Source organism: Shewanella sp. DW31, assembly GCF_015767295.1.
Classification (GTDB): domain Bacteria; phylum Pseudomonadota; class Gammaproteobacteria; order Enterobacterales; family Shewanellaceae; genus Shewanella; species Shewanella oncorhynchi.
The window spans coordinates 105,162-125,169 of sequence record NZ_JADWMP020000009.1; the positions used below are offsets into that span (position 1 = coordinate 105,162).

Consider the following 20,008-nt stretch of genomic DNA (forward strand, 5'->3'; position numbering starts at 1 on the left):
ACACAATTTTAGCAAACGATTATCAGCCCCTTAAATGGGCGTTAAGCATTATGAGCAAATATCGAGATAAATTCGAATATCCGGAAAATCCAGCAAGTGCTGAAGAAATTCAGGCTCTTGAGAAATGGTTAGGAACAGATCTTCCGAGTGAGTATAAGAAGTTCTTGCTTGAAACTAATGGGGCAGAAACTCCGATTGGCGTGCAAGAACCAGATGACTCAGTTGTGCTCTGGAGCGCTAAAGAGATATCCGAATTAACAGAAGCCTATTGCTACGAGCAATACTTGCCTGGGTTGGTTGCTATTGGTTCAGATGGTGGGGGAGAGTCAATTGTCTTCGATACCACACATAATATAAGTTCAGAAGACTGGCCAGTTTATAGGGTACCTTTCGGCGATTTAACGAAAGAGTCTATGGTATTGTTGGCGGAAAATTTCAATGAGTGGGTTTCCAGTGGTTATTCGCTCAATTTCTAAAATGTTTAACAAGGCCAGTCAATCTGACCTCCGTAAACTGTCTTCTTTTTTGCAAAAAAGACGTAAAAAAGCTTCCAACTCACTCCGGCAGTTGCTGGCGGCGTTATGTTTAAAGCGGTAGAAATTAGAAAGAGGGCATCAATATGTCAGGAGAGCGAATATCGGGTGATGGAGAACGAGAACGATGTCCTGTACATGGGCATACGAGAAGGCTATCTAGCAAAGAAATTAATGAGATTAAGCACGCTGTAGAAGTTGCTAACTCACAAGCTAAACGTAAGGGAGTTACACCTAAAGATCCTCAAATTGGTCTTTTCAGTTGTAAATGTAATTGCTTCTATGTGAAAGTTGAATAATGGTCCATCAATATGTTGATAGTATTATCAGAATGCGAACATAACAAATTGCTGTATCTGAAATTTTTCCGTTCCTTCTTTTTTGTTTGATAACACAAAAGCTTCTACTCCAAAAATGCAGCTGAGCAAGGCGTTACACCATAGAAATTTCTATGCGAAATTCACTTGTTATAGCTGATGACCTAATACGCTTTTGTCCCAAAGCATGCTACCTATTTCTTTAAAAACAAACAGGTTTCGCCAATGCTAAACAGGTGAGCCTTGGTGATTTGCGAGACGATCGTCCGCCCCATGGCCGCTCTTTGGCGTCCATGCCATCGCGGCATTTGTGAATCCTTTCACATCAGATGGGGCGGTCGAGCATTCACGGATGGACTGGCTGCGAGTCGACGAGCAAATACCATGGCAAGCATGTGTGAGTGGATATCAGCAAATGCTAAACTCCTCACAACTAAAATTATTGGTCCCAAAACACTCGTCTTCAAGACATATCTGTCCAAAAGTGAATTACGTTCAGTATCACACTTGACTCATTTACCATTCATCGAACGACAAAGATAAAATATGTTTCGCCCATAAAAAAACATCGGCCTAAGCCGATGTTTTATATCTACTAAGATGGTCGAACGTTAGCGGATTAAGCCTCTTTGAACGTGCTCCAAATGGGCGCGTGATCTGAAGGTTTATCTATGCCGCGCAGATCGTAATCGACATCGGATTCGACTAAACGTGCTGCCAGTGAAGGCGTTGCTAAAATCACATCAATTCGCAGGCCGCGGTTGTCATCGAACCCTTTGCTGCGGTAATCGAACCAAGAATAACGTTCGATGCGCTCTGGATGTAATTGACGGAAAGTGTCGATTAAGCCCCAGTCTTGTAAGGTTTTTAACCACTCACGTTCTTCCGGTTGGAAGCTACATTTGCCGGTTTTCAGCCAACGCTTACGATTGACTTCACCTATGCCTATGTCTAAATCGGTCGGCGAAATATTGATGTCACCTATGATGGCGATATCTTCATCGTTGCTGTGGTTTGTCTGCAAGTAGTGCATTAAGTCCTGATAAAACTTACGTTTAGCAGGATATTTTGTTGGGTGGTCTATGCTTTCGCCCTGGGGGAAATAGCCGTTGAACACAGTCAATGGACGACCATTCGCTTGGGTAAATGTGCCGATAATCATGCGGCGCTGGGCATCTTCGTCATCGCTTGGAAAACCCTTTTGCAGTTTTTCTGGTGCTACTTTAGACAGCATGGCAACACCATAGTGAGCTTTACCGCCGTGGTAATGCACTTGATATCCCATAGCTTCGACTTCGGCTAATGGAAACGCCTCATCGTGCACTTTGGTTTCTTGCAGGCCGATAATGTCGGGCTGGTGGCTATCGATTAAGGCTTGCAATTGATGCAAGCGTGCCCGCAGACCATTGATGTTAAAGGACACTATTTTCATTAAGGTAGGACTCGTTTAAAGGGTTTAACCACAACACTTTGGTAAACGCCCGCTTCGATATAGGGATCGGCATCGGCCCAGTGTTTTGCTGCCACTAAGGATTCAAAATCTGCGACAACCAGTGAACCACTAAAGCCTGCATCACCAGGGTTTTCACTGTCGATGGCTGGGTGTGGGCCAGCGATCAGTAAACGACCTTCATCGGCGAGGGCTTGCAGGCGAGCTAAATGGGCTGGGCGTGCGGCTAAACGTTTTTCTAAACTATTCTCAAAATCTTGAGCTGAAATCATATACCACATTATTTGAGTTCCTTGCGTTGATCTTCGGGAAGGTGTTTATAAAGATAAAATACGGTCAGGACAGTATTAATTAAGGTTAAAGCGGTTAAACCAAACACTTTAAAATTGACCCAAGTTTCTAATGGCAAACTAAAGGCGACATAAATATTGACTAGGCCACAAGCGGCGAAAAAGATCACCCAATACCAAGTTACGCGAGCCCAAATTTTGTCGTCTACTTGCATTTCTTTGCCTAACATCGACTTTAATATCGATTTATTGAGCAATTGACTGACACCTAAGGCGATGGCAAACAAACTATAGATAATGGTCACTTTCCACTTGATAAAAGAATCATCGTGAAACACTAAAGTGAGTGTGCCAAACACTGTCACCATAGCAAAGGTGATTAAGTGCATCTTTTCAAGTTTCTTATATAGCGCATAGGTCACGATCAATTGAAGCGCTGTGGCTGCGATCAATGCGCCGCTGGCGATATAAATATCGAAAAATTTATAAACGGCAAAAAAGATGACGAGGGGCAGGAAATCAAGCAGTTGTTTCATAAATAATCATGTTAAAGAGACATGGGCTTGAGTGTAGCATGTGCAACATAAGGGCAAAAGCACCATGGGCCTAGGATTGCGATCTTGCCCATTAAATGGGTTTAATGGGCAAGTTAGACTTGTGCCTGTTTGGTTGCGTTTGTCTTAGCGTTAGGGCGACTTAGTAGTGGGCAATCGTGGCATTGGCCAGTGTTGGCGAGTTGATACCTTAGGCAGCAAGTACGCCGAATGCAGTGGATGTTTGTGCTGCCTTCTTTGGGTTCAACAATCAAATTGATGCTGTTATACAGTGGATTTTGGGTGCCATCAAAAAAGGTCGTTCTGCGAAACAGAGCTTGCTTAAGTTGCTGACTTTGTTGCTGAGATAATCCCAACTCTCCTAGATACCAGTGGATCAGATAGCCTAAGTGACTCCAATATAATTTAGCGGGCACGGGGCTCAAAGTGAGTAGTCGCTCAACACTCGGTTGCAGTAAGTTTAAGATAAGGCCTTGTAGGGCGAGTTCTTTATCAACTGGCGGCTTATATGAGGTTAATGGCGAGTGTACCTTAGTGTCTGTCTTGAAACTTGGCTTAGTGTTTATTTGGGAAAGTGGTTCGATGCCGTGGTGTTTTTTAAAGGTCAAAGCGGTATTTGGCTGTTGCTTTGTTATTTTAAATTCAAATTTTGCCACTCGGCCACTGGCGTGTACCTGCATAAAAACGGACTGTGGCTGCCAGTGAATAGGCTCGAAATCGGCTTTTTTTGCGTTAAAAATCCACTCCATCACAGGCGGAACTAAAAGGCCAAAATACCATTGACCCCAAAGTGAATGCAGCGCTTTGCGAGTGTCTTTTCTACTGGCCGCAGCGCTTTTACTGACCAAAGCGCTTTTACTGGCGAAAGCGTGCGCTCGGCTGGTTGCAGCTGTTTTAGTAGCCTCGGTTTTATCTTTAGTTACAGCCTCAGTTTCACTCTGAGTTTCTGCGCTAGGGTGTGCGATGGCAAAACGTGCAATGAGTTTTTGATAAGTATCGACGTTACTCCATTCATCAAAACTGAGCCCAGTAGTGGACTGCGTTGCGCGAAGGTGCTCGCCATAGAAGGGTGCCCGTTGATGTAACAGCTGATTGAGTGACAAAATAGTTTGATTCAACGCGTTGTGGCTTGGCGAGATATCGCACAATGTTTGCAGTCTGGTGTCTCTCCGTTGGCTTGCCATAGTGACTCCTTAATGGCTGTGATTGATTGCCGCGGTTATCGATAAGTCCATGTAAATGATTACCTTGCGAGCCCAAGATTTGGGCTCACAAGGTTTTTCGAACGATCTCAATATAAATCTGACTTAGAAGCGATAGTCCAAGGTTAAGCTGGCACTTCGCGGCGTACCGTATTGGAATTGACTATATTGACCGACTTGGCTGTAGTAGCTTTTATCTAAGGCGTTGTGCAGGTTTGCGCTGAGCTTAAGTTGCTCGGTGAAGGCGTAACTCGCCATTAGACTCGCTAGCGCGTAAGAGCCTTGCTCGACTTCGACTTTGCCAAGTGGCGAATTAACTGTTTGGTAGACGCGGCTCTGCCAGTTAACCCCCGCACCTATTTGCAATTTATGCCAATCACCGCCAAAGGTATAAGTGGTGAAGAGTTTTAATTGCTGGCGTGGTGAAGTGGTACTGATACGTTTGCCTTCAGGATCTTCGCTAGTGAACTGGGTGTAACCTAAGTAAAGATTCCAGTCATCAGTGATTTTACCCGTCGATTCAAATTCGAATCCCTGTGTTTTTGTACCGTTTACGCCTTCATACACTTGCGTTGTTGTTCCTGGGATCACATCGCCAGTGCTGACTCCGACATTGTCTTGCCTGATCTCAAACACCGACAGCGACATATCTAAAGCCTCATCGAACAGGCTCGCCTTAATCCCGCCTTCGTAGTTTTTCCCTTTGACTGGATCTAGGTAGCTTTTATCGATTCTTTGCTTAGTTTGCGGTGCAAAAATATCCGTATAACTGGCATAGAGCGAATATTGCTCGGTCAGGGCGTAGGTGAGGCCGAAGTAAGTGGTGAGTTCGTTGCTGATGTTGAAATCGTAACGGCTGCCAAAATTATCTTGGTCGGTTTCCCACTCATTGAGGCGTAATCCGACGAGGACAGCTAACGCGTCGCTGAGATTAAGCTGAGTTGCTACATAGGCTGCACTCTGTTTGGTTTCGCCAAATGAACCCGTGGTATAAGTTTCCTTCCATTGAGGTTTTGGATATTGGAAGTTCGGATCGCGAAAATCCCCCAAAGGCGGTACTGCCGCAGTGGGATAATAGTAGGGATTGGCGAACTCTTGGCGTTGGCCATTCCAGCCAAACATCAATTGATGTTCTAATCCAAAGAGTTGGTATTGTCCTTCGGCGCGCAAATCCACATTGTGTTGGGTGCGGCTGCCGTCGACATAGGCGATAGAGCCTGCAGTGGCGCCGATATTGGTTACAGGATCAGGATATCCCGTGGCCCATAGTACATCGAACTCCAATGAGTTATCGCCGTAGGTGTAAGTCCCTTTTAGGTTCCAACCGTTGTCTAATCTGTGTTCGAGACTCGCAAAAGTGTTGAGGCCTTGGGTATGCGCCGAGCCCCAATCGGGCGCCGTTGAAGTGGCACGATCATAATTAGTGCGACTGCCATCGCTGTAAAATAGCGGTAAACCGCCCGACATAGTGCCGCTCGGCGTAGCATTTTGGTAATCGACACCAAGGGTGAATAAGGTGCTATCGCCAATATCGGTTTCGACTATGCCGTATAGCGTAGTGCGCTGCTGCTCGTACCTGTCTTGGAATGAATCTTTATCCTGATAGGCGGCCACCACGCGACCGCGCACAGAACCCGAGTCATTTAAGCCGCTGGAAACATCGACCATACCGCGCACATTATTCCATGAGCCCACACTTAACGAGGTGTTGCCCATAAACTCTTGAGTCGGGCGTTTACGGATAAGGTTAATGGCCGCCGAGGGATTACCGGCTCCCGTCATGAGGCCAGTCGCGCCGCGTACCACTTCTACTCGCTCGTAGATGGCGGTGTCGATCAGATTATCCCCATAGTTGAAGCGAGTATCGTAGGTGGTTGGCACGCCATCGTACAAAATGCTGCTCACGGCAATGCCGCGGGCACTAATACTGTATCTGTCGTTATCCATTGGGCGGGCATTGATCCCCGCGACGCTGGTCATGGCATCAATCACGCTATTAAGCTGTTGATCATTCATCATTTGGCGGGTGATAGACGTGACCGACTGCGGTGTTTCTAGATAGGATAAATCGAGCCCAGTTGCCGTGTTCATCGCTTGGGTTTTATAACGGTTGTCGTGTAAGTCCTTAGCGCCAATGACATTGATGACTTCAATTTCTTTCTGGTGCTTTTTAGTCTTACTATCCGCATCGACAGTGTCAGCTGTGGCATGGGGAACCGTAGCTAACATGGCTGAGCACAGCAATAGCTTCGGGTTAACGAGGGCTTGCCGACAGACGAGTGCGATGCTGGAGAGGGGAAAAGTCTTCATAATGTTGATCTTTAATTCCGTTTAGGTTGGGGGTTAAACAAGCTGGGCCAACATTGGCCCATGCTAAAGTTTCGGGGTTATCCACTTTGTGGTGTGTTAACGTGTCCTTTGCTCAGCGTTGCTAAGCATAGGGCGCTTAAAGGCATGGCTTTGTCTAAAGGCCGCCAAGGGATTGTCGATGCCGCCGGCGAAACGCAGGTTTTTCTCCCTGTCGGCGAGGTCTATCATTTGTTGGTTATTATTCAATTGGATACGATTGAGGCACGTGCGTACAAAGCTGTCCTTAAACAGATCGTATTGGGCAAACTTGTCGGCCAAATGTGGATGCTGGGCTTGGTAATCACGTACATTGTCCGCCACTAACTCCCAGAATTGGCTTTCACTGACACTGGTTTGCTCATCGAGCAGCGGTGCTAAATAGCGGAAAATACAGTCAAAAATATCCAGTAAGATGTAGTTAAGCTTCATCTCTTCTTCAAGGCTCACCGCAAGGCGTTTTACATCATCAGGTAGCGGCTTCGCGCCATTGAGTACCGCGACTTCTTCGCCTATGTCTTTCATTAAAATCTTGACTGGCACGTATTCATCGAGCACTAAGATCAGGTTTTCCCCGTGCGGCATAAAGACCAGATCGTAGGCAAAAAAGGCATGTAACAGCGGCGATAAATACAAGTTGAGGTAACGGCTCAGCCAGTCTTTTGCTGGCAAGCCTGAGGCGGCTATCAAGGCTGCAATAAGGGCCTTATCTTCATGATCCGTATGCAGTAGCGCAGCCATGGTCATCAGATTTTGTTTAGGCTCAATGTGTGGCAGTGGGCTTTCGCGCCACAGGGCAGAGAGCATTTTTTTGTAGGCGCTATCTTGGGTGAGCGCCTGCTCGTAATAATGGTGGTGGTAACCTATGGCGGCAATTTCCTTAAGGATCACAAAGCCTTGTTTGGCAAAGTAAGGATCGTTTTCAACCAAGTTTGCAACCCACGCATTAATTTGCGGTGTGCAGCTCATGTAAAGAGGCGATAGACCACGCATAAAGCCCATATTTAGGATAGAAAGCGCGGTTTTGACATAGCACTTTTGCGGTGATGCAAGATTGAAGAAAGTGCGTATCGATTGCTGCACTTGATATTGCTCATTGCCTTCACCAAGATAAACCAGATCGCCGCGGGCTATGTCGCCGGCAAAGACGCGGGCGATTTTTTCGCGCCACTGCCAAGGATGCACAGGCATAAAGTAGAAGTCCTGTGGATCATGCTGCTGGGTTTTAAGATGCTGCTGAAAATCATCGAACTGCTGGCCAAGCTCCTTCTTTAATAATGCGTCGTGACTCAAGTTTTCGAGGGCGGCAAACGTGGTTTTGTTTTTGCGAACTCCAAGCCAGACTAACTGCATCGGCATCGCGCTTTCTGGGGCAAATTGACGGTAATCCTGCATATCAAAACCAATCCGGCCATTATTGGCGATAAACACCGGATGACCTTCTGTCATACCCGCTTCTATGCTTTGATAATCGGCTCGCGCCAGTGTGGCTGCGGGAATCGCCTGATGCGCTAACTTGTACGCCTTGCTGTAGAGGGTGCTGGTGATTTCTTCTAAATAGGTTGGTAGTAAGGTTTCGCTGATCCCTAAGTCATTTTTAAGGGAAATGATCAGCGACATCGCATCGAGGATTTGCTCTTGTCCTGCAAGTGAAACGCGGATGGAATCAGCATCGATAGCAAGATGATCGAGCTGATAGTGCCGCGCACTAAAATAATAAGTGCTGTCTTTGAGCCTGAGTTCATAGTGATTGAGTCCCGCTTTTTGCCCGTACAGGGTCGGCGTAATGAGCTTCTCGTGGGTGAATTCGCAGAGGATTTTCTTCACTAAATGATGATTAGCTGCTTGCCAATAGGCGGGGGTTAAATGCTCTGGCATAGAAGTCGATGTTGTCGACAGCGCCGAGCTTTGTTGAGCATGTACTGCTTGAGCATGATGATCTTGCGTTGGCAATGGATTTATTAATAAGGCTTTTGTGGGTAAGTTCATCTAATTCACCTAAAGAGTCGATAATGTCATGGGAGAGATTGCAGATGCCGCGTGCGAGCTTGGCTTTGCTAGGGTTGGGCTTGCTAAGTTTGGCAGAGCAGACGTTGACGGAGCTGAGCTTGGCAGGGCTGAGGTTGTTTGGGCTAGGCTCGTCAAAGAGGGCGTGCTCGATGGTTGAAGGCGCTGGGCCGCAGTGCAAAATCCGAGGAAAGCAGCTTTAGTGCTTAATTGAATCGCTTTTTCATAGCGAATGCCTATCAGGCTATTTAAGCGATGAATTTTGCTATTGAGTTGATCAGGTTCAACCACCAGGCGATTAAAGGCCAGTTTTTCAAGCACGAGCTGCGCTATCGCATCCATCACCTTCAAGGATAAGCCGCTGACGGGTTTACCATCTGGCGGCGCGATAATGAGATGCATACCACAATCACCCGGCGCAACACGATAGTGCTGACCGACTTCATCGTGGACGGGATCGTAGAGTTCCACCATAAATAGCGCTTTGGCCTGCCATTCACCTATCAAGGCAAACTTGTGTTCTGTTGTTGCTAACAGATTTTTTATGGCATCAAGGTTCAAGCCCTGCATACCCCAAAACTTGGCGTAATCTTGGTTAAACCAAGACTGTAGTGTTGGGATGTCTTGTGTAAGGTCTAACGCTCTGAACTGAAAACCATTAATGCTCGAAATAGCGGATAGTTGCGTTAAACAATGGTTACTAAATTGGCTTGCCATTATTATGCCTCCAGGTTCGGCGCCATTAAAACCGGCATATTGGTTCCCGCGCCTGAACTCACGGTTGAACTTGTGCCAGAACTTGGAATCTTGGTTGGAGGGATAGTTTGTGGCGCATCAACTTGAGTTTTTCTGTGCGGCGCCTTAGGAAAATGTCTTGGATTAAGATCCAGCGTGTTAATTGCATTGGCGCCGCAGGGCTGATGACTAGCAAGTTTGGCCGGATCGAAGGTTTGAAACGCGATATGTTCCTCAATGTGGTAGGGCGCATAACCGAGCACGGCTTTTAAGATAGTGCCGTTTCGATAACAGCCCATACCCAGATCTGGAGAGCTTATCCCATGGGTATGCAAACCGACATTCTGGACAAAAATATCCCCTCGAATATCTATGCTGTAATCACGCTGCACGCTAAGTTGTCCGGCGTCATCGAATTCGACTTGTTGCTTAATACCACTGATAAACTCGGGTAAACGATAGTGGTAACCTGTGCCTAAAATAACGGCGCCCGTTTCTTGCTCAAAGGTGTGATTTTTTTCATTGTGGTGGAAATGCAACTTGAGCATATTGGCTTGGGGCTCGATATGAGTCAGCGCCGCATTCGTCATCAGTCGGCATTGAAAATCGGCCAATAGGCGCTTTTGATATAACAAATCGTAAATGTCGTTTATCAGCTCAGAATTTATCCCTTTGTAGAGCTGTTTCTGGCTGGCGATCAGTGAGCATCTTTGATTAGGGGTCAACTCGTGGAAGTAATCGACATAATCTGGCGAGGTCATCTCTAAAGTAAGCTTGGTATATTCCAAGGGATAAAAACGCGCTGATCGTGTCATCCAATTGAGTTGATAACCATAGGTATCAATATCTTGCAGTAGATCGTAAAACACTTCCGCCGCACTCTGGCCACTACCAATTACTGTGATGGCACTCTGACTCTGCAGGTAGGTTTTTTGCTGCATATAACTGGCGGTATGCATGACCCGTGTATCTTGGATTGGGCAATCCTTTGGTAGATAAGGTTCAGTGCCAGTGCCTAGCACTAGCTTTCGGCATTGATAGGTATGGGTTTTACCACTGCGCCTATCAAAACCTGTAACTCGATAAATACTTTCACCTGCGTTGTAATCCACTTGAGTGACCTTAAAACCAAATTTAAGGTTGCTGAGTTGTTGGCTCACCCATTGGCAATACAAGTTGTATTCGTGGCGAGGTAAAAAGAAATTCTCACGAATATAAAAGGGATAAAGTCTGCCCGTTTGCTTGGCAAAATTAAGGTAACTGTAGCGGCTGGTGGGATCGGCCATAGTCACCAGATCCGACATAAAGGGTGTTTGCAATCTTGAGGATTTGAGTAGCATGCCTGGATGCCAGTCAAAACTGGTTTTAGCATCTAAAAATAAGCAGTTAAAGCCGTCAATAGGTTCTGATAAGGCGGCGAGGCCAAGATTGAATGGGCCAATGCCTATGCCAAGTAGATCAAAGATTTCGCGATCCATTTCCCTTTGCTGTGTACTCACTTACGCCTCCTTGGCAACATGCTGCTGCGCGTTGCCGATCCAGTAATCAGTTACCTAAGGACGCAAACCAAAGTGAATGCGGTTATCAAAATAGACTGTTTGGCTATTTATCTTGCGTTGTTCAACTCGCTATTTTTAGCTCAGTCCTTAGGCCATTTCCTGCTGTCTCTGTCCCGACAACGGTAGGTAAATTAGCATGTGAAAATATTCAAATGCAAACCATTCTCATTTGAGTGGGGTTGTAGGTTAATACTTTTAACTGATAAATAAGGGGGGCAGATACGGTTAATGGTACAAATAAGTAAATGATAAAGTGGTGATAATTAGGCAGCGTTTTGGGGGTATATCATTTAGGATTTTACGATCTCTATTTTTATAAAAGATATAAATACAGTGGTTTACATTAATGCTTGAGTTGGTTCGAGAGCAGAGGGAAATTGATTTAGGTGGGAGTCATGTCATCCTTATACAATAAACATAGGTGCCGCTAAACGGTCTGTGTAAATCCATTGTAAAGCGTGGACAGGGGGCTCAATGAGCGCTTTGATTTAATACGATTGGTATGATGTAGGTCGTACTGTTTTAGTTTAAGTGAATATGGGCAGGGTAACAGATCGAGCAATTATCGATGTAATTTTTAGTCGCTGTACGCATAAGAGAAGGAGTTCAAGATAAAGCCGTCCTAAAACGGCTTTGAAATAAAATAGTTAAATCGGAAGATTAAGTCGTAAAACTAGCGTAAATCGACAAAATGAGCTGTGATTTTACGCACCAAAGGTAACACCATCAGCAGTGTCGGAAAGGCGACAACCCATGATATCAGCCAAGCGCCGAGCCAGAGTTCGAGAAATTGCGGTGAAGCGCCAACGCCATTGAAAGTGCTGATCCCAGAAACGATACAACTCATGAGAATAGAGAGAAAAAATGGCATCACCACAGTGGCATACTTGGCCGGTAATTTGGGTGTTCCCAAAAAAGTACGAGGTTTGTTATCGGGTAAAGATTTAGAAATGGTCATCGGATCCTCTAATGGATATGTATCAGGCGAATGATTTGTTACAGGCTAGCACTATACCTTTTTTTATCGACTCAATTCATCCAATTTGTTACCCAAAGCTCGCCTGTTACATTAACCCAATGGCCTAGCGAGATAGGGGATTTCCCAAGTTCATTATCAAAGGGGAGCGGTAAGTTTGATTGCAACAGGTAAATTGTATCTTCGGGTGTTTGGCTGATGTCGATGATTTGTCCTGAAGCTTCAAAGTGACAGTTATGCAGCGGGAACTTCAGATGTTGGTGTGGAGTTTGTTTAATTATATCATTAGCTTGAATGCTTGCACTCGCTAATCGGCCAAGCAACTCAATTGTGACCCATTGGTTAACCGGAAAGCGAATTTCGGCCTGCTGATCGCTACCTTGGTAGTAAAACCAAATTGGCGCACCATTATCGCATTTACCTGCAACTTCACCTTCAAAACCACAGCCCCAAGGCGTTAATTCGAGAATATAGATCCGATACTGCATAAAAAGTCCGTTTTTCTTCAATAGGGCATTCTATCGAGGAACTGTGACTAAATAAATACGCTGTCAGTGTAGTACTGCGTGAGTGTCAGTATTGCCTTGATAGATAGTGTTTGAGGGAGATAAAGGCTGAGTAAACATAGAGCTTGGTAAATATAAACAAAATAAGCGAGGCGACGAGTCTACCTCACTTATTTTATTTGTAATTGAATTCTTGATTTATATTGGATTATTTAAATCAAGACTCGCTTAGGTTGCAGCCTTCATTGTGCGAGTAAATTCCCCAAGCGTTGCAAGTAGCTTAACTTCATCGTGCTGGTGGGTTTCGATGATTTTTACTACGGCAGAGCCAGAAATCGCCCCCGCAGCGCCCGCTTTGATGGCGGCGCTTACCTGTGAAGGCTCGGCAATACCAAAACCGAGGAGCGGTGGCGGGGCGTTAAAGGCTTTTAATTTAGATAAAATTTCCTCTACCGGCACGCCAGCTTTCGTGTCTGTGCCTGTGACTCCTGCGCGGGATAAGAGATAGGTGTAACCTTCACCACTTTTACTCACTTGCTCCAGGGTTTCACTGTCAGCATTGGGCGGCGCGATAAAAATCGGCGCAATACCATGTGCTTTAGCGGCTTCGCTAAAGGGCGCTGATTCTTCCACTGGCACATCGGCGATAAGTACTGAATCCACACCCGCTTGCTGCGCTTTGGCGTAAAACGCATCTATGCCGTTAGCAAACACCAAGTTCGCATACAGCAGCAAACCGATTGGAAGTTCAGGATATTTAGCACGCACTTGCGCCAGTAATTCAAAACACGCCGTTGGAGTCGTGCCTGCGGCTAAAGAACGCAGGTTAGCGCCTTGGATCACTGGGCCATCGGCCAAGGGATCGGAAAACGGAAAGCCCAGTTCTAAGGCATCGGCGCCGTTTTGCACTAAGGTATCGATAATTTTTAGCGATAACTCAGGGCTAGGATCGCCAAGGGTGACGAAGGGGACAAAAGCGCCACGGCCTTCGGCGTTGAGTTTGGCAAAGGTGGCTTGGTAACGGGCCGCTTGGTAAAGGCCTGGGTTAGTCAATGTATCACTCATGTTCGTTATACCTCTTTACCATTCAAAATGTCAGAAACGGTGAAAATATCTTTGTCGCCACGACCGGAAAGATTGACCACTAAAATGGTTTCTTTGGTGCACTCGCGCGCCATTTTGACGGCATAGGCGATAGCATGCGCTGATTCTAATGCGGGGATAATCCCTTCACAGCGCGCCAGTTGTTGGAAGGCTTCTAAGGCTTCATCGTCGGTAGCCGATTCATAACGGGCGCGGCCAGTGGCATTAAGATGCGCGTGCTGCGGGCCAACGGAGGGGAAGTCCAATCCGGCTGAAATCGAGTAAGATTCTTCGATTTGCCCTTCGCTGTCTTGCATCAAAGGCGCTTTCATGCCGAAGAAAATACCAGTCTTACCGTGTTTAAGCGGCGCGCCGTGCATTGGCGTGTCTATGCCTTTACCCGCAGGTTCGACGCCAATCAGTTCGACACTTGGTTCGTCGATAAAATCAGCAAACATGCCGATAGCGTTGGAACCGCCGCCCACACAGGCGATAACGGCATCGGGCAGGCGACCTTCACGTTCCAGCATTTGCTTCTTGGTTTCTTCGCCAATAATGCGTTGGAATTCACGCACTATGGTTGGGAACGGATGTGGCCCCGCAGCTGTGCCCAGAAGATAGTGGGCTTTTTCGTAGCTGCCAGACCAGTCGCGCATCGCCTCGTTACAGGCATCTTTTAGGGTGGCAGAACCTGAGGTGACAGGGATCACTTCTGCGCCCATCAAACGCATTCTAAATACGTTCGGTGATTGGCGCGCAACGTCTTTGGCACCCATATAGACTTTACATTTTAAGCCTAACAGCGCGCAGGCAAGGGCGGTGGCAACGCCGTGTTGTCCTGCGCCGGTTTCAGCAATAATTTCTTTTTTACCCATGCGTTTAGCAAGCAGGGCTTGGCCTAACACTTGGTTGGTTTTATGGGCGCCGCCGTGGAGTAAATCTTCCCGTTTAAGGTAGATTTTCACCATAGGATTTGGGCTTAAATTGCGGGTTAAGGTGAGTGCTGTTGGGCGACCCGCGTAGTTTTTCAGTAAATCGGTAAATTCGGCTTTAAAGTCGTCATCTTCCTGCGCTTCCACAAAGGCAGTTTCTAATTGCTTAAGGGCTGGCACTAAAATCTGTGGCACATACATGCCGCCGTATTCGCCGAAATAAGGGTTAAGCTTTAACTTTGACATACCTTTTTCCTTATCTTATCAATCAGTTTGTCAGTGGCTTGATGGTGCTAATAGCGTCTTGGGGTTAACCGCATCATAGTGTTAACTGAGCCGTTATCTATTTGGCCACTGGCATTAATAGGTTCATATTGTTTGTTGAGCATCACTCTTGTCGAGCACCAACAGCATCTAGGGCTTCTTGCTTAGCGCGATAGGCTAGAGACGTAAATGGGCAAAAGCCGTTTGGATCAGTTGCGCCGATTTAATTCCTGCGGCGGTTTCTAGGCCAGAATTAAAATCTAAACCGTAAAATCCTTGGGCATTGGCACTGGCCGCATTGTCGGCGTTGAGTCCGCCCGCCAACATGGCATAGGCCTTTTGTGGGCAGAGGGATTTTACATCAATATTTTGCCAATTAAAGGCTTGGCCCGAGCCGCCAAATTGGTCTGCCGTTTTACTATCAAAGAGATATCGCGATGCTCCCTGAGGTAAGTTACCAAGCTCACCCGTTTGCGCATCGACGCTGACGGCTTTCCAAATTTGAGTAGTGAGTCCCGCTTGCTCAAGTCGCTCTGCGAGTTGTGCGATTTCAAGTTCAGTTTCAGTGCCATGCAGCTGTACGGCAGATAACTGCAAACTGGCTGCGGTATCCGTAATGGTGCTTGGCGCGGCATTAACAAACACACCGACGAATTCAATGGCGGGAGCCGCGGATGCGCGATATTCCCTGAGCAATTGTTCAGCTGCATTAAGGGTTAATGCGCGCGGGGATTTTTCAGCAAAAATCAGCCCGGCATAGACGGCACCTGACGTTGCCGCGGCGCGAATATCTTCCATGCGGGTGAGGCCGCAGACTTTATTGTGACCGAAGATCAATTTACGGCAGGCTAAGTCGATATCAGCCTCGGCCATTATCGAACTACCGACGAGGAAACCATCAACCAGTGGACTCAGGCGGCGTACTTGCTGATTGTTGTAGATACCAGATTCGCTGATCACCACGCGGTCGCTGCTAATGTGTGGCGCTAAGGCCTCTGTGGTAGCGAGATCGGTACTCAAATCCCTTAAGTTACGGTTATTGATCCCAATAATCGGCGCATCTAATGCGATGGCGCGTTTAAGTTCCTCTTCATTACTGACTTCGGTCAGCACATCGAGTTGATACTTAGCGGCTTCTTTCGCCAGACGTTGATATTGCGCATCATCGAGTACGGATAGCATCAGCAGAATGGCATCGGCGCCTTGGTGAGCAGCGAGTTTAATTTGGTATTCATCGACAAAAAAATCTTTACACAGAATCGGTTGGTTCACCCGAGCGCGCACCTTAGGGATATAGTCCATATCCCCTTGGAAAAACTGCTCGTCGGTTAATACCGAAATGCCCGCCGCATATTTTCCGTAAATATCGGCAATGGCTTCTACATCAAACACATCGCGGATAAGCCCTTTGGACGGGCTGGCTTTTTTACATTCTAAAATGTAACCCGCCTTGGGCGCCTTGAGTGCGGCAAATAAACTGCGGTCAGAGATTTTTGGCGACAGACTGGCCTCAGGAAAACGCAGTTTCAGTGCGGCAATATGGGCCGCTTTGGTATCGACAATACGGGTTAACACATTACTTTTTGGCATAGGGTTTGTTGCTGCCTGTGGCTGAGTTCTCATATCTTGGCTATCTGTTATCAGTTCTTGAGTCATTGCCACTTATTCCTTTGTTTCACTGCTGACTTTAGCTAATTGGCTTAACAATTCAAAGGCTTTACCGCTTTGTATGGTACTGAGCGCAAGTAAGGTTCCTGTTTTCACTGAATCAGCAATCCCACACACATATAAAGCACAACCGGCATTGATGGCGACCGCATTGGCATGCGCATTTGTGCCGTAACCTTTTAAAATTGCCTCGGTGATCAAGGCATTCTGCGCGGGTTCGCCGCCTTCTAAGTCACTGATTTGTGCTAAAGGCACACCTAAATCGGCGGGCGTGAGTTGATACTCTATGATGTCGCCGTCTTTTAATTCGGCCACTTGGGTGTTGCCGTGCAGCGCGACTTCATCTAAACCACTGCCGTGCACTACCATAGCGCGTTTTGTGCCAAGCGCCTTTAATACTTTCGCTATCGGTAAGACTAACTCAGGGCTATACACGCCAAGTAACATAAATTCGGGGCGGGCAGGATTGATAAGTGGCCCTAACACATTGAATAAAGTGCGCGTTTTCAGTGCTTGCCTGACCGGCCCCGCATGTTTTACTCCGCCGTGGTAGTGGGGCGCAAATAAAAAGCACAGGTTCAATGCGTCGAGGCAACGACTGGCGGTGTCTGGTGACATGGTTAAGTCAATGCCAAACTGCGCCAAAAGATCCGATGAACCCGATTTACTCGACACGCTACGATTGCCGTGTTTGGCGACCTTGGCGCCCGCCGCCGCGGCAACAAAGGCCGCAGTGGTGGAAATATTAATGGTATTAAAGCCATCGCCACCCGTGCCAACTATGTCAACGATTCCATTGCTAAGGTTATCGCCATTCGAGTAGGGAAACGTCTTGGCGGCGGCGCGCATCGCATCGGCGGCGCCGCTGATTTCATCAATGGTTTCGCCGCGCATCTTGAGCGCGACTAACATGCCAGCCATAGTGGCTTCACTCATTTCACCGCGAATTAACGCGCTAAAAATCTCAAAGGTGTGCTCGCGACTTAAACTCTTACCTTGGTATAAAAGGTCGAGTAAAGGCTGAATATTGTTTGTACTCATGCATTTACTCCTACTGTCATGTCTTGGGTCAGAAATGCCAAGGTTTGAATGAGCAGTGTGCTGCCCAACGTCGTCAGAATTGATTCTGGGTGGAACTGAAACCCAACGGCTTTATGCTCAGGGTGCAAAATCGCCATAGGCATATCTTCAGTGGTTGCGATCACTTGCAGGCAATCCGGCACTTGAGTGGCGACGAGACTGTGATAGCGGGCAACGGGCAGGGGAGAGGGCAAACTGGCAAATACGCCAGTACCGTCATGGAAAGTCGGGCTTGCCTTGCCGTGTACCACAAAAGGTGCGCGTGCCACTGTGCCGCCGTAATATTCCACCATGGCTTGATGCCCAAGGCAGATACCCAGCATAGGCACCTTACCCGCAACTTTGGCGATAAGTGCCATCATAGAACCTGCCTCATGGGGTGCACCTGGTCCTGGTGATAACACGAGGGCTGCAGGCTCTTGTTCGTTAAGCAGTTTTTCAGCGATATAATCGGCGGCAACATCGTTGCGGTAAATCACCACTTCACAGCCAAGGCTGCGAAATTGATCCACTAAGTTATAGGTAAAGGAGTCAAAGTTATCGAGTAGATAGAGTTTCATGTTTGGCTCCTATTTATATTGTGCTGAAGAGGATTGTGCTGAAGTGGATTGGGCTGACGATTCATTCACTGGTGATTCAGTTACTAGCAGTCCAGCGCCCATTTTGATGGCCGAAATCACGGCTTGGGCTTTTTGACGGGTTTCATCAGCCTCGCTTTGGGGATCAGAATCAAATACCACGCCAGCGCCCGCTTGAATAAAGGCGGTACCATTTTTAACAAAGGCGGAGCGGATCACGATGCAAGTGTCCATGTCTCCAAGGGCATTAAGGTAACCCACAGCGCCGCCATAGCTGCCGCGACGGGCTTTTTCTGCTTGGCGTACCAGTTGTGATGCACGTACTTTTGGTGCGCCCACTAATGTGCCCATATTCATACAGGCCTGATAAGCATGCAGGGCATCTAAATCTTGGCGCAGTTGACCCGTTACACGGCTGACGAGGTGCATCACATGGGAATAACGGTCAACTTTTAATAGTTCGGCGACTTTGCGGCTGCCGCTTTGGCTGATGCGTGCGATATCGTTGCGCGCTAAATCGACCAGCATTAAGTGTTCCGACAGTTCTTTTTTATCTAAACGCAGTTCAAGTTCAATACGGCTGTCTAAGTCAAAATCAATCTCGCCCGTGGCGGTTTTACCGCGTTTACGGGTGCCAGCAATCGGATAGACTTCCACCTGATTACTGCTGGCATCAAATTTGAGCGCACTTTCTGGTGAGGCACCAAAAAGCGTGAAATCTTGGCCTCTGAAATAAAACATGTAAGGGCTAGGGTTCGTCAGGCGCAGGGCACGATAAGCCCCTAAAGTATTCGGGCAAGGCAAACTAAAGCTACGGGATGGCACTACTTGGAAAATATCGCCCGCAATAATGTGTTCTTTCAAATCGATAATGGTTTGTTTGAACACCTCATCGGAAATATTGACTTGCTCAGTTGCGTCGATGGCGACCAGTGTCGGTATATCGGCAGGTGAATTACCGAGGGTTTTACACTCTGCAGTTAAACTTTGTACCCGCTCACTTAGCGTTGCGGTGATGGTGGCATATTGAGCTGAATCGTGACTGAAGTTATGGGTAATGATGTCGGCTTGTTTAAGTTTATGATCGATAAGGATTAAGGTTTCAGCGAGGTAAAATAGGTAATCAGGGCAATCGTTATCGCGGTTCGGTACGGCTGGCAGTGGTTCGACGGTATCAATCAAGTCGTAGGCCAGTACGCCACCTAAAAACAGATCCTCAAAGGCGGGTTTAGTCTGGCTGTCAGTATGAGCGCCACAATCAATCTGCTGGATAAACATCCGCAGACCATCGAGTGGCGAGGTCGATTTTAAGCGCGCATCTTCATCCTGCAGCTGAGTGTCTTTTTGCAGCGTCACCACTAAGGTCAAGTTATCTCGGGCTACATTGACAGCAGTACTGAAAAATAGCGCGATGGGAGCAAGTAAGCTCGCGCCATTGTCGGTCAGTGCAGTGAAGGTCAGCTGATAACCGTCACAGCGGATCATCATGGCGGCATGGGTCATCACCATGCTTTTTAAGTGATCTTTACTGTCGATTTCGGCCGATTCGAGCAACATAGTATGGGGCGCATCTTGGGTGATGTGCTGATATAAGCGTAGTGGATCGCTGTGGTAGGTTAATGCCGCCTTGAGTGTGCTTGAGCGTGCGAATGTCTGTTTGGGCATGTTCATATTCCAGCTACCTTATAAAATGTCTTTAACATCATGAGTTATCTCGCTTTCTTAATTTTTTTACCCGAGTCTGCCGACATTTTTCGCACCTAACAAAAAAGCCCGCATTTCTGCGGGCTTCTTGTTGATTCTGGTCACTTTCAAATGAGCACAGAGCTTCACACCACCCGCTACGTTGGGAAGTGCCACCACCAAATGATGTTTAATGAAGCGTTAATGTGTGTCATTCAAAAGGGTCTCGCTAATTCAGTCAATTG

General features: G+C 47.1%; 17 protein-coding genes and 1 other annotated feature. Of the genes, 1 reads left to right on the forward strand and 16 read right to left on the reverse strand.

The genetic code is table 11. The features are described 5' to 3' along the window. Positions 1-50 precede the first annotated feature (50 nt). Positions 51-476, forward strand: a complete 426-nt coding sequence (locus GWI56_RS09845) for an SMI1/KNR4 family protein (protein ID WP_198572796.1) — start codon at positions 51-53, stop codon at positions 474-476. 993 nt (positions 477-1,469) lie between these two features. On the opposite strand, the gene xthA is transcribed toward GWI56_RS09845, so the two are convergent. The 16 genes from xthA to GWI56_RS09925 form a co-directional block, all read right to left on the reverse strand. Next, the gene (gene xthA / locus GWI56_RS09850) at positions 1,470-2,282 is read right to left on the reverse strand and encodes an exodeoxyribonuclease III (protein WP_028761009.1); all 813 of its coding nucleotides are present in this window, start codon (positions 2,280-2,282) and stop codon (positions 1,470-1,472) included. Next, positions 2,282-2,581, reverse strand: a complete 300-nt coding sequence (locus tag GWI56_RS09855; RefSeq protein ID WP_028761008.1) for a YciI family protein — start codon at positions 2,579-2,581, stop codon at positions 2,282-2,284. The genes xthA and GWI56_RS09855 overlap by 1 nt, the downstream gene beginning before the upstream one ends. Then, on the reverse strand, positions 2,581-3,126 hold the full coding sequence (locus GWI56_RS09860; RefSeq protein ID WP_028761007.1) for a septation protein A: 546 nt from the start codon (positions 3,124-3,126) through the stop codon (positions 2,581-2,583). Before GWI56_RS09860 ends, GWI56_RS09855 begins: the two co-directional genes overlap by 1 nt. A gap of 113 nt (positions 3,127-3,239) precedes the next feature. Beyond that, on the reverse strand, positions 3,240-4,328 hold the full coding sequence (fhuF, locus tag GWI56_RS09865) for a siderophore-iron reductase FhuF (RefSeq protein WP_198572797.1): 1,089 nt from the start codon (positions 4,326-4,328) through the stop codon (positions 3,240-3,242). A gap of 123 nt (positions 4,329-4,451) precedes the next feature. After that, positions 4,452-6,656, reverse strand: a complete 2,205-nt coding sequence (locus tag GWI56_RS09870) for a TonB-dependent siderophore receptor (protein ID WP_198572798.1) — start codon at positions 6,654-6,656, stop codon at positions 4,452-4,454. 96 nt (positions 6,657-6,752) lie between these two features. Continuing rightward, positions 6,753-8,681 (reverse strand): IucA/IucC family siderophore biosynthesis protein, encoded by a 1,929-nt coding sequence (locus tag GWI56_RS09875; protein WP_198572799.1) that lies wholly within the window; start codon positions 8,679-8,681, stop codon positions 6,753-6,755. 9 nt (positions 8,682-8,690) lie between these two features. Then, on the reverse strand, positions 8,691-9,416 hold the full coding sequence (locus GWI56_RS09880; protein WP_198572800.1) for a GNAT family N-acetyltransferase: 726 nt from the start codon (positions 9,414-9,416) through the stop codon (positions 8,691-8,693). A 2-nt stretch (positions 9,417-9,418) separates the two neighbouring features. Further along, complete coding sequence (locus GWI56_RS09885) at positions 9,419-10,933, reverse strand: lysine N(6)-hydroxylase/L-ornithine N(5)-oxygenase family protein (protein ID WP_198572801.1); 1,515 nt, start codon at positions 10,931-10,933, stop codon at positions 9,419-9,421. A 733-nt stretch (positions 10,934-11,666) separates the two neighbouring features. Continuing rightward, positions 11,667-11,951, reverse strand: a complete 285-nt coding sequence (locus tag GWI56_RS09890) for a DUF2798 domain-containing protein (protein WP_028761002.1) — start codon at positions 11,949-11,951, stop codon at positions 11,667-11,669. Between the two features lie 71 nt (positions 11,952-12,022). Then, a complete protein-coding gene (locus GWI56_RS09895; protein ID WP_198572802.1) occupies positions 12,023-12,457 on the reverse strand; it encodes a glycerate kinase in 435 nt (144 codons plus the stop codon). Between the two features lie 246 nt (positions 12,458-12,703). Further along, a complete protein-coding gene (gene trpA / locus GWI56_RS09900; protein WP_173496379.1) occupies positions 12,704-13,540 on the reverse strand; it encodes a tryptophan synthase subunit alpha in 837 nt (278 codons plus the stop codon). A gap of 5 nt (positions 13,541-13,545) precedes the next feature. Then, entirely contained in the window at positions 13,546-14,736 is a 1,191-nt protein-coding gene (trpB, locus tag GWI56_RS09905) for a tryptophan synthase subunit beta (RefSeq protein ID WP_012089560.1), read from the reverse strand. A 195-nt stretch (positions 14,737-14,931) separates the two neighbouring features. Next, on the reverse strand, positions 14,932-16,410 hold the full coding sequence (trpCF, locus tag GWI56_RS09910) for a bifunctional indole-3-glycerol-phosphate synthase TrpC/phosphoribosylanthranilate isomerase TrpF (protein ID WP_173496378.1): 1,479 nt from the start codon (positions 16,408-16,410) through the stop codon (positions 14,932-14,934). A gap of 6 nt (positions 16,411-16,416) precedes the next feature. Continuing rightward, positions 16,417-17,463, reverse strand: a complete 1,047-nt coding sequence (gene trpD, locus GWI56_RS09915) for an anthranilate phosphoribosyltransferase (protein ID WP_173496377.1) — start codon at positions 17,461-17,463, stop codon at positions 16,417-16,419. Continuing rightward, positions 17,460-18,062, reverse strand: coding sequence for an aminodeoxychorismate/anthranilate synthase component II (locus tag GWI56_RS09920; RefSeq protein ID WP_173496376.1), 603 nt, complete (start codon positions 18,060-18,062; stop codon positions 17,460-17,462). The genes trpD and GWI56_RS09920 overlap by 4 nt, the downstream gene beginning before the upstream one ends. Positions 18,063-18,071: 9 nt before the next feature. Continuing rightward, positions 18,072-19,745: an anthranilate synthase component 1 gene (locus GWI56_RS09925; RefSeq protein WP_198572803.1), complete on the reverse strand. Its 1,674-nt coding sequence runs from the start codon at positions 19,743-19,745 to the stop codon at positions 18,072-18,074. Between the two features lie 98 nt (positions 19,746-19,843). Then, positions 19,844-19,951 (reverse strand) — a sequence feature (Trp leader region). Positions 19,952-20,008: the final 57 nt, after the last annotated feature.

Excerpts from the sequence above, each read along its gene's own strand:
- GWI56_RS09845 (WP_198572796.1), top strand. The coding sequence starts at position 51 with ATGAGCAAATATCGAGATAAATTCGAATATCCGGAAAATCCAGCAAGT.
- xthA (WP_028761009.1), bottom strand. The coding sequence starts at position 2,282 with ATGAAAATAGTGTCCTTTAACATCAATGGTCTGCGGGCACGCTTGCAT.
- GWI56_RS09855 (WP_028761008.1), bottom strand. The coding sequence starts at position 2,581 with ATGTGGTATATGATTTCAGCTCAAGATTTTGAGAATAGTTTAGAAAAA.
- GWI56_RS09860 (WP_028761007.1), bottom strand. The coding sequence starts at position 3,126 with ATGAAACAACTGCTTGATTTCCTGCCCCTCGTCATCTTTTTTGCCGTT.
- fhuF (WP_198572797.1), bottom strand. The coding sequence starts at position 4,328 with ATGGCAAGCCAACGGAGAGACACCAGACTGCAAACATTGTGCGATATC.
- GWI56_RS09870 (WP_198572798.1), bottom strand. The coding sequence starts at position 6,656 with ATGAAGACTTTTCCCCTCTCCAGCATCGCACTCGTCTGTCGGCAAGCC.
- GWI56_RS09875 (WP_198572799.1), bottom strand. The coding sequence starts at position 8,681 with ATGAACTTACCCACAAAAGCCTTATTAATAAATCCATTGCCAACGCAA.
- GWI56_RS09880 (WP_198572800.1), bottom strand. The coding sequence starts at position 9,416 with ATGGCAAGCCAATTTAGTAACCATTGTTTAACGCAACTATCCGCTATT.
- GWI56_RS09890 (WP_028761002.1), bottom strand. The coding sequence starts at position 11,951 with ATGACCATTTCTAAATCTTTACCCGATAACAAACCTCGTACTTTTTTG.
- GWI56_RS09895 (WP_198572802.1), bottom strand. The coding sequence starts at position 12,457 with ATGCAGTATCGGATCTATATTCTCGAATTAACGCCTTGGGGCTGTGGT.
- trpA (WP_173496379.1), bottom strand. The coding sequence starts at position 13,540 with ATGAGTGATACATTGACTAACCCAGGCCTTTACCAAGCGGCCCGTTAC.
- trpB (WP_012089560.1), bottom strand. The coding sequence starts at position 14,736 with ATGTCAAAGTTAAAGCTTAACCCTTATTTCGGCGAATACGGCGGCATG.
- trpCF (WP_173496378.1), bottom strand. The coding sequence starts at position 16,410 with ATGACTCAAGAACTGATAACAGATAGCCAAGATATGAGAACTCAGCCA.
- trpD (WP_173496377.1), bottom strand. The coding sequence starts at position 17,463 with ATGAGTACAAACAATATTCAGCCTTTACTCGACCTTTTATACCAAGGT.
- GWI56_RS09920 (WP_173496376.1), bottom strand. The coding sequence starts at position 18,062 with ATGAAACTCTATCTACTCGATAACTTTGACTCCTTTACCTATAACTTA.
- GWI56_RS09925 (WP_198572803.1), bottom strand. The coding sequence starts at position 19,745 with ATGCCCAAACAGACATTCGCACGCTCAAGCACACTCAAGGCGGCATTA.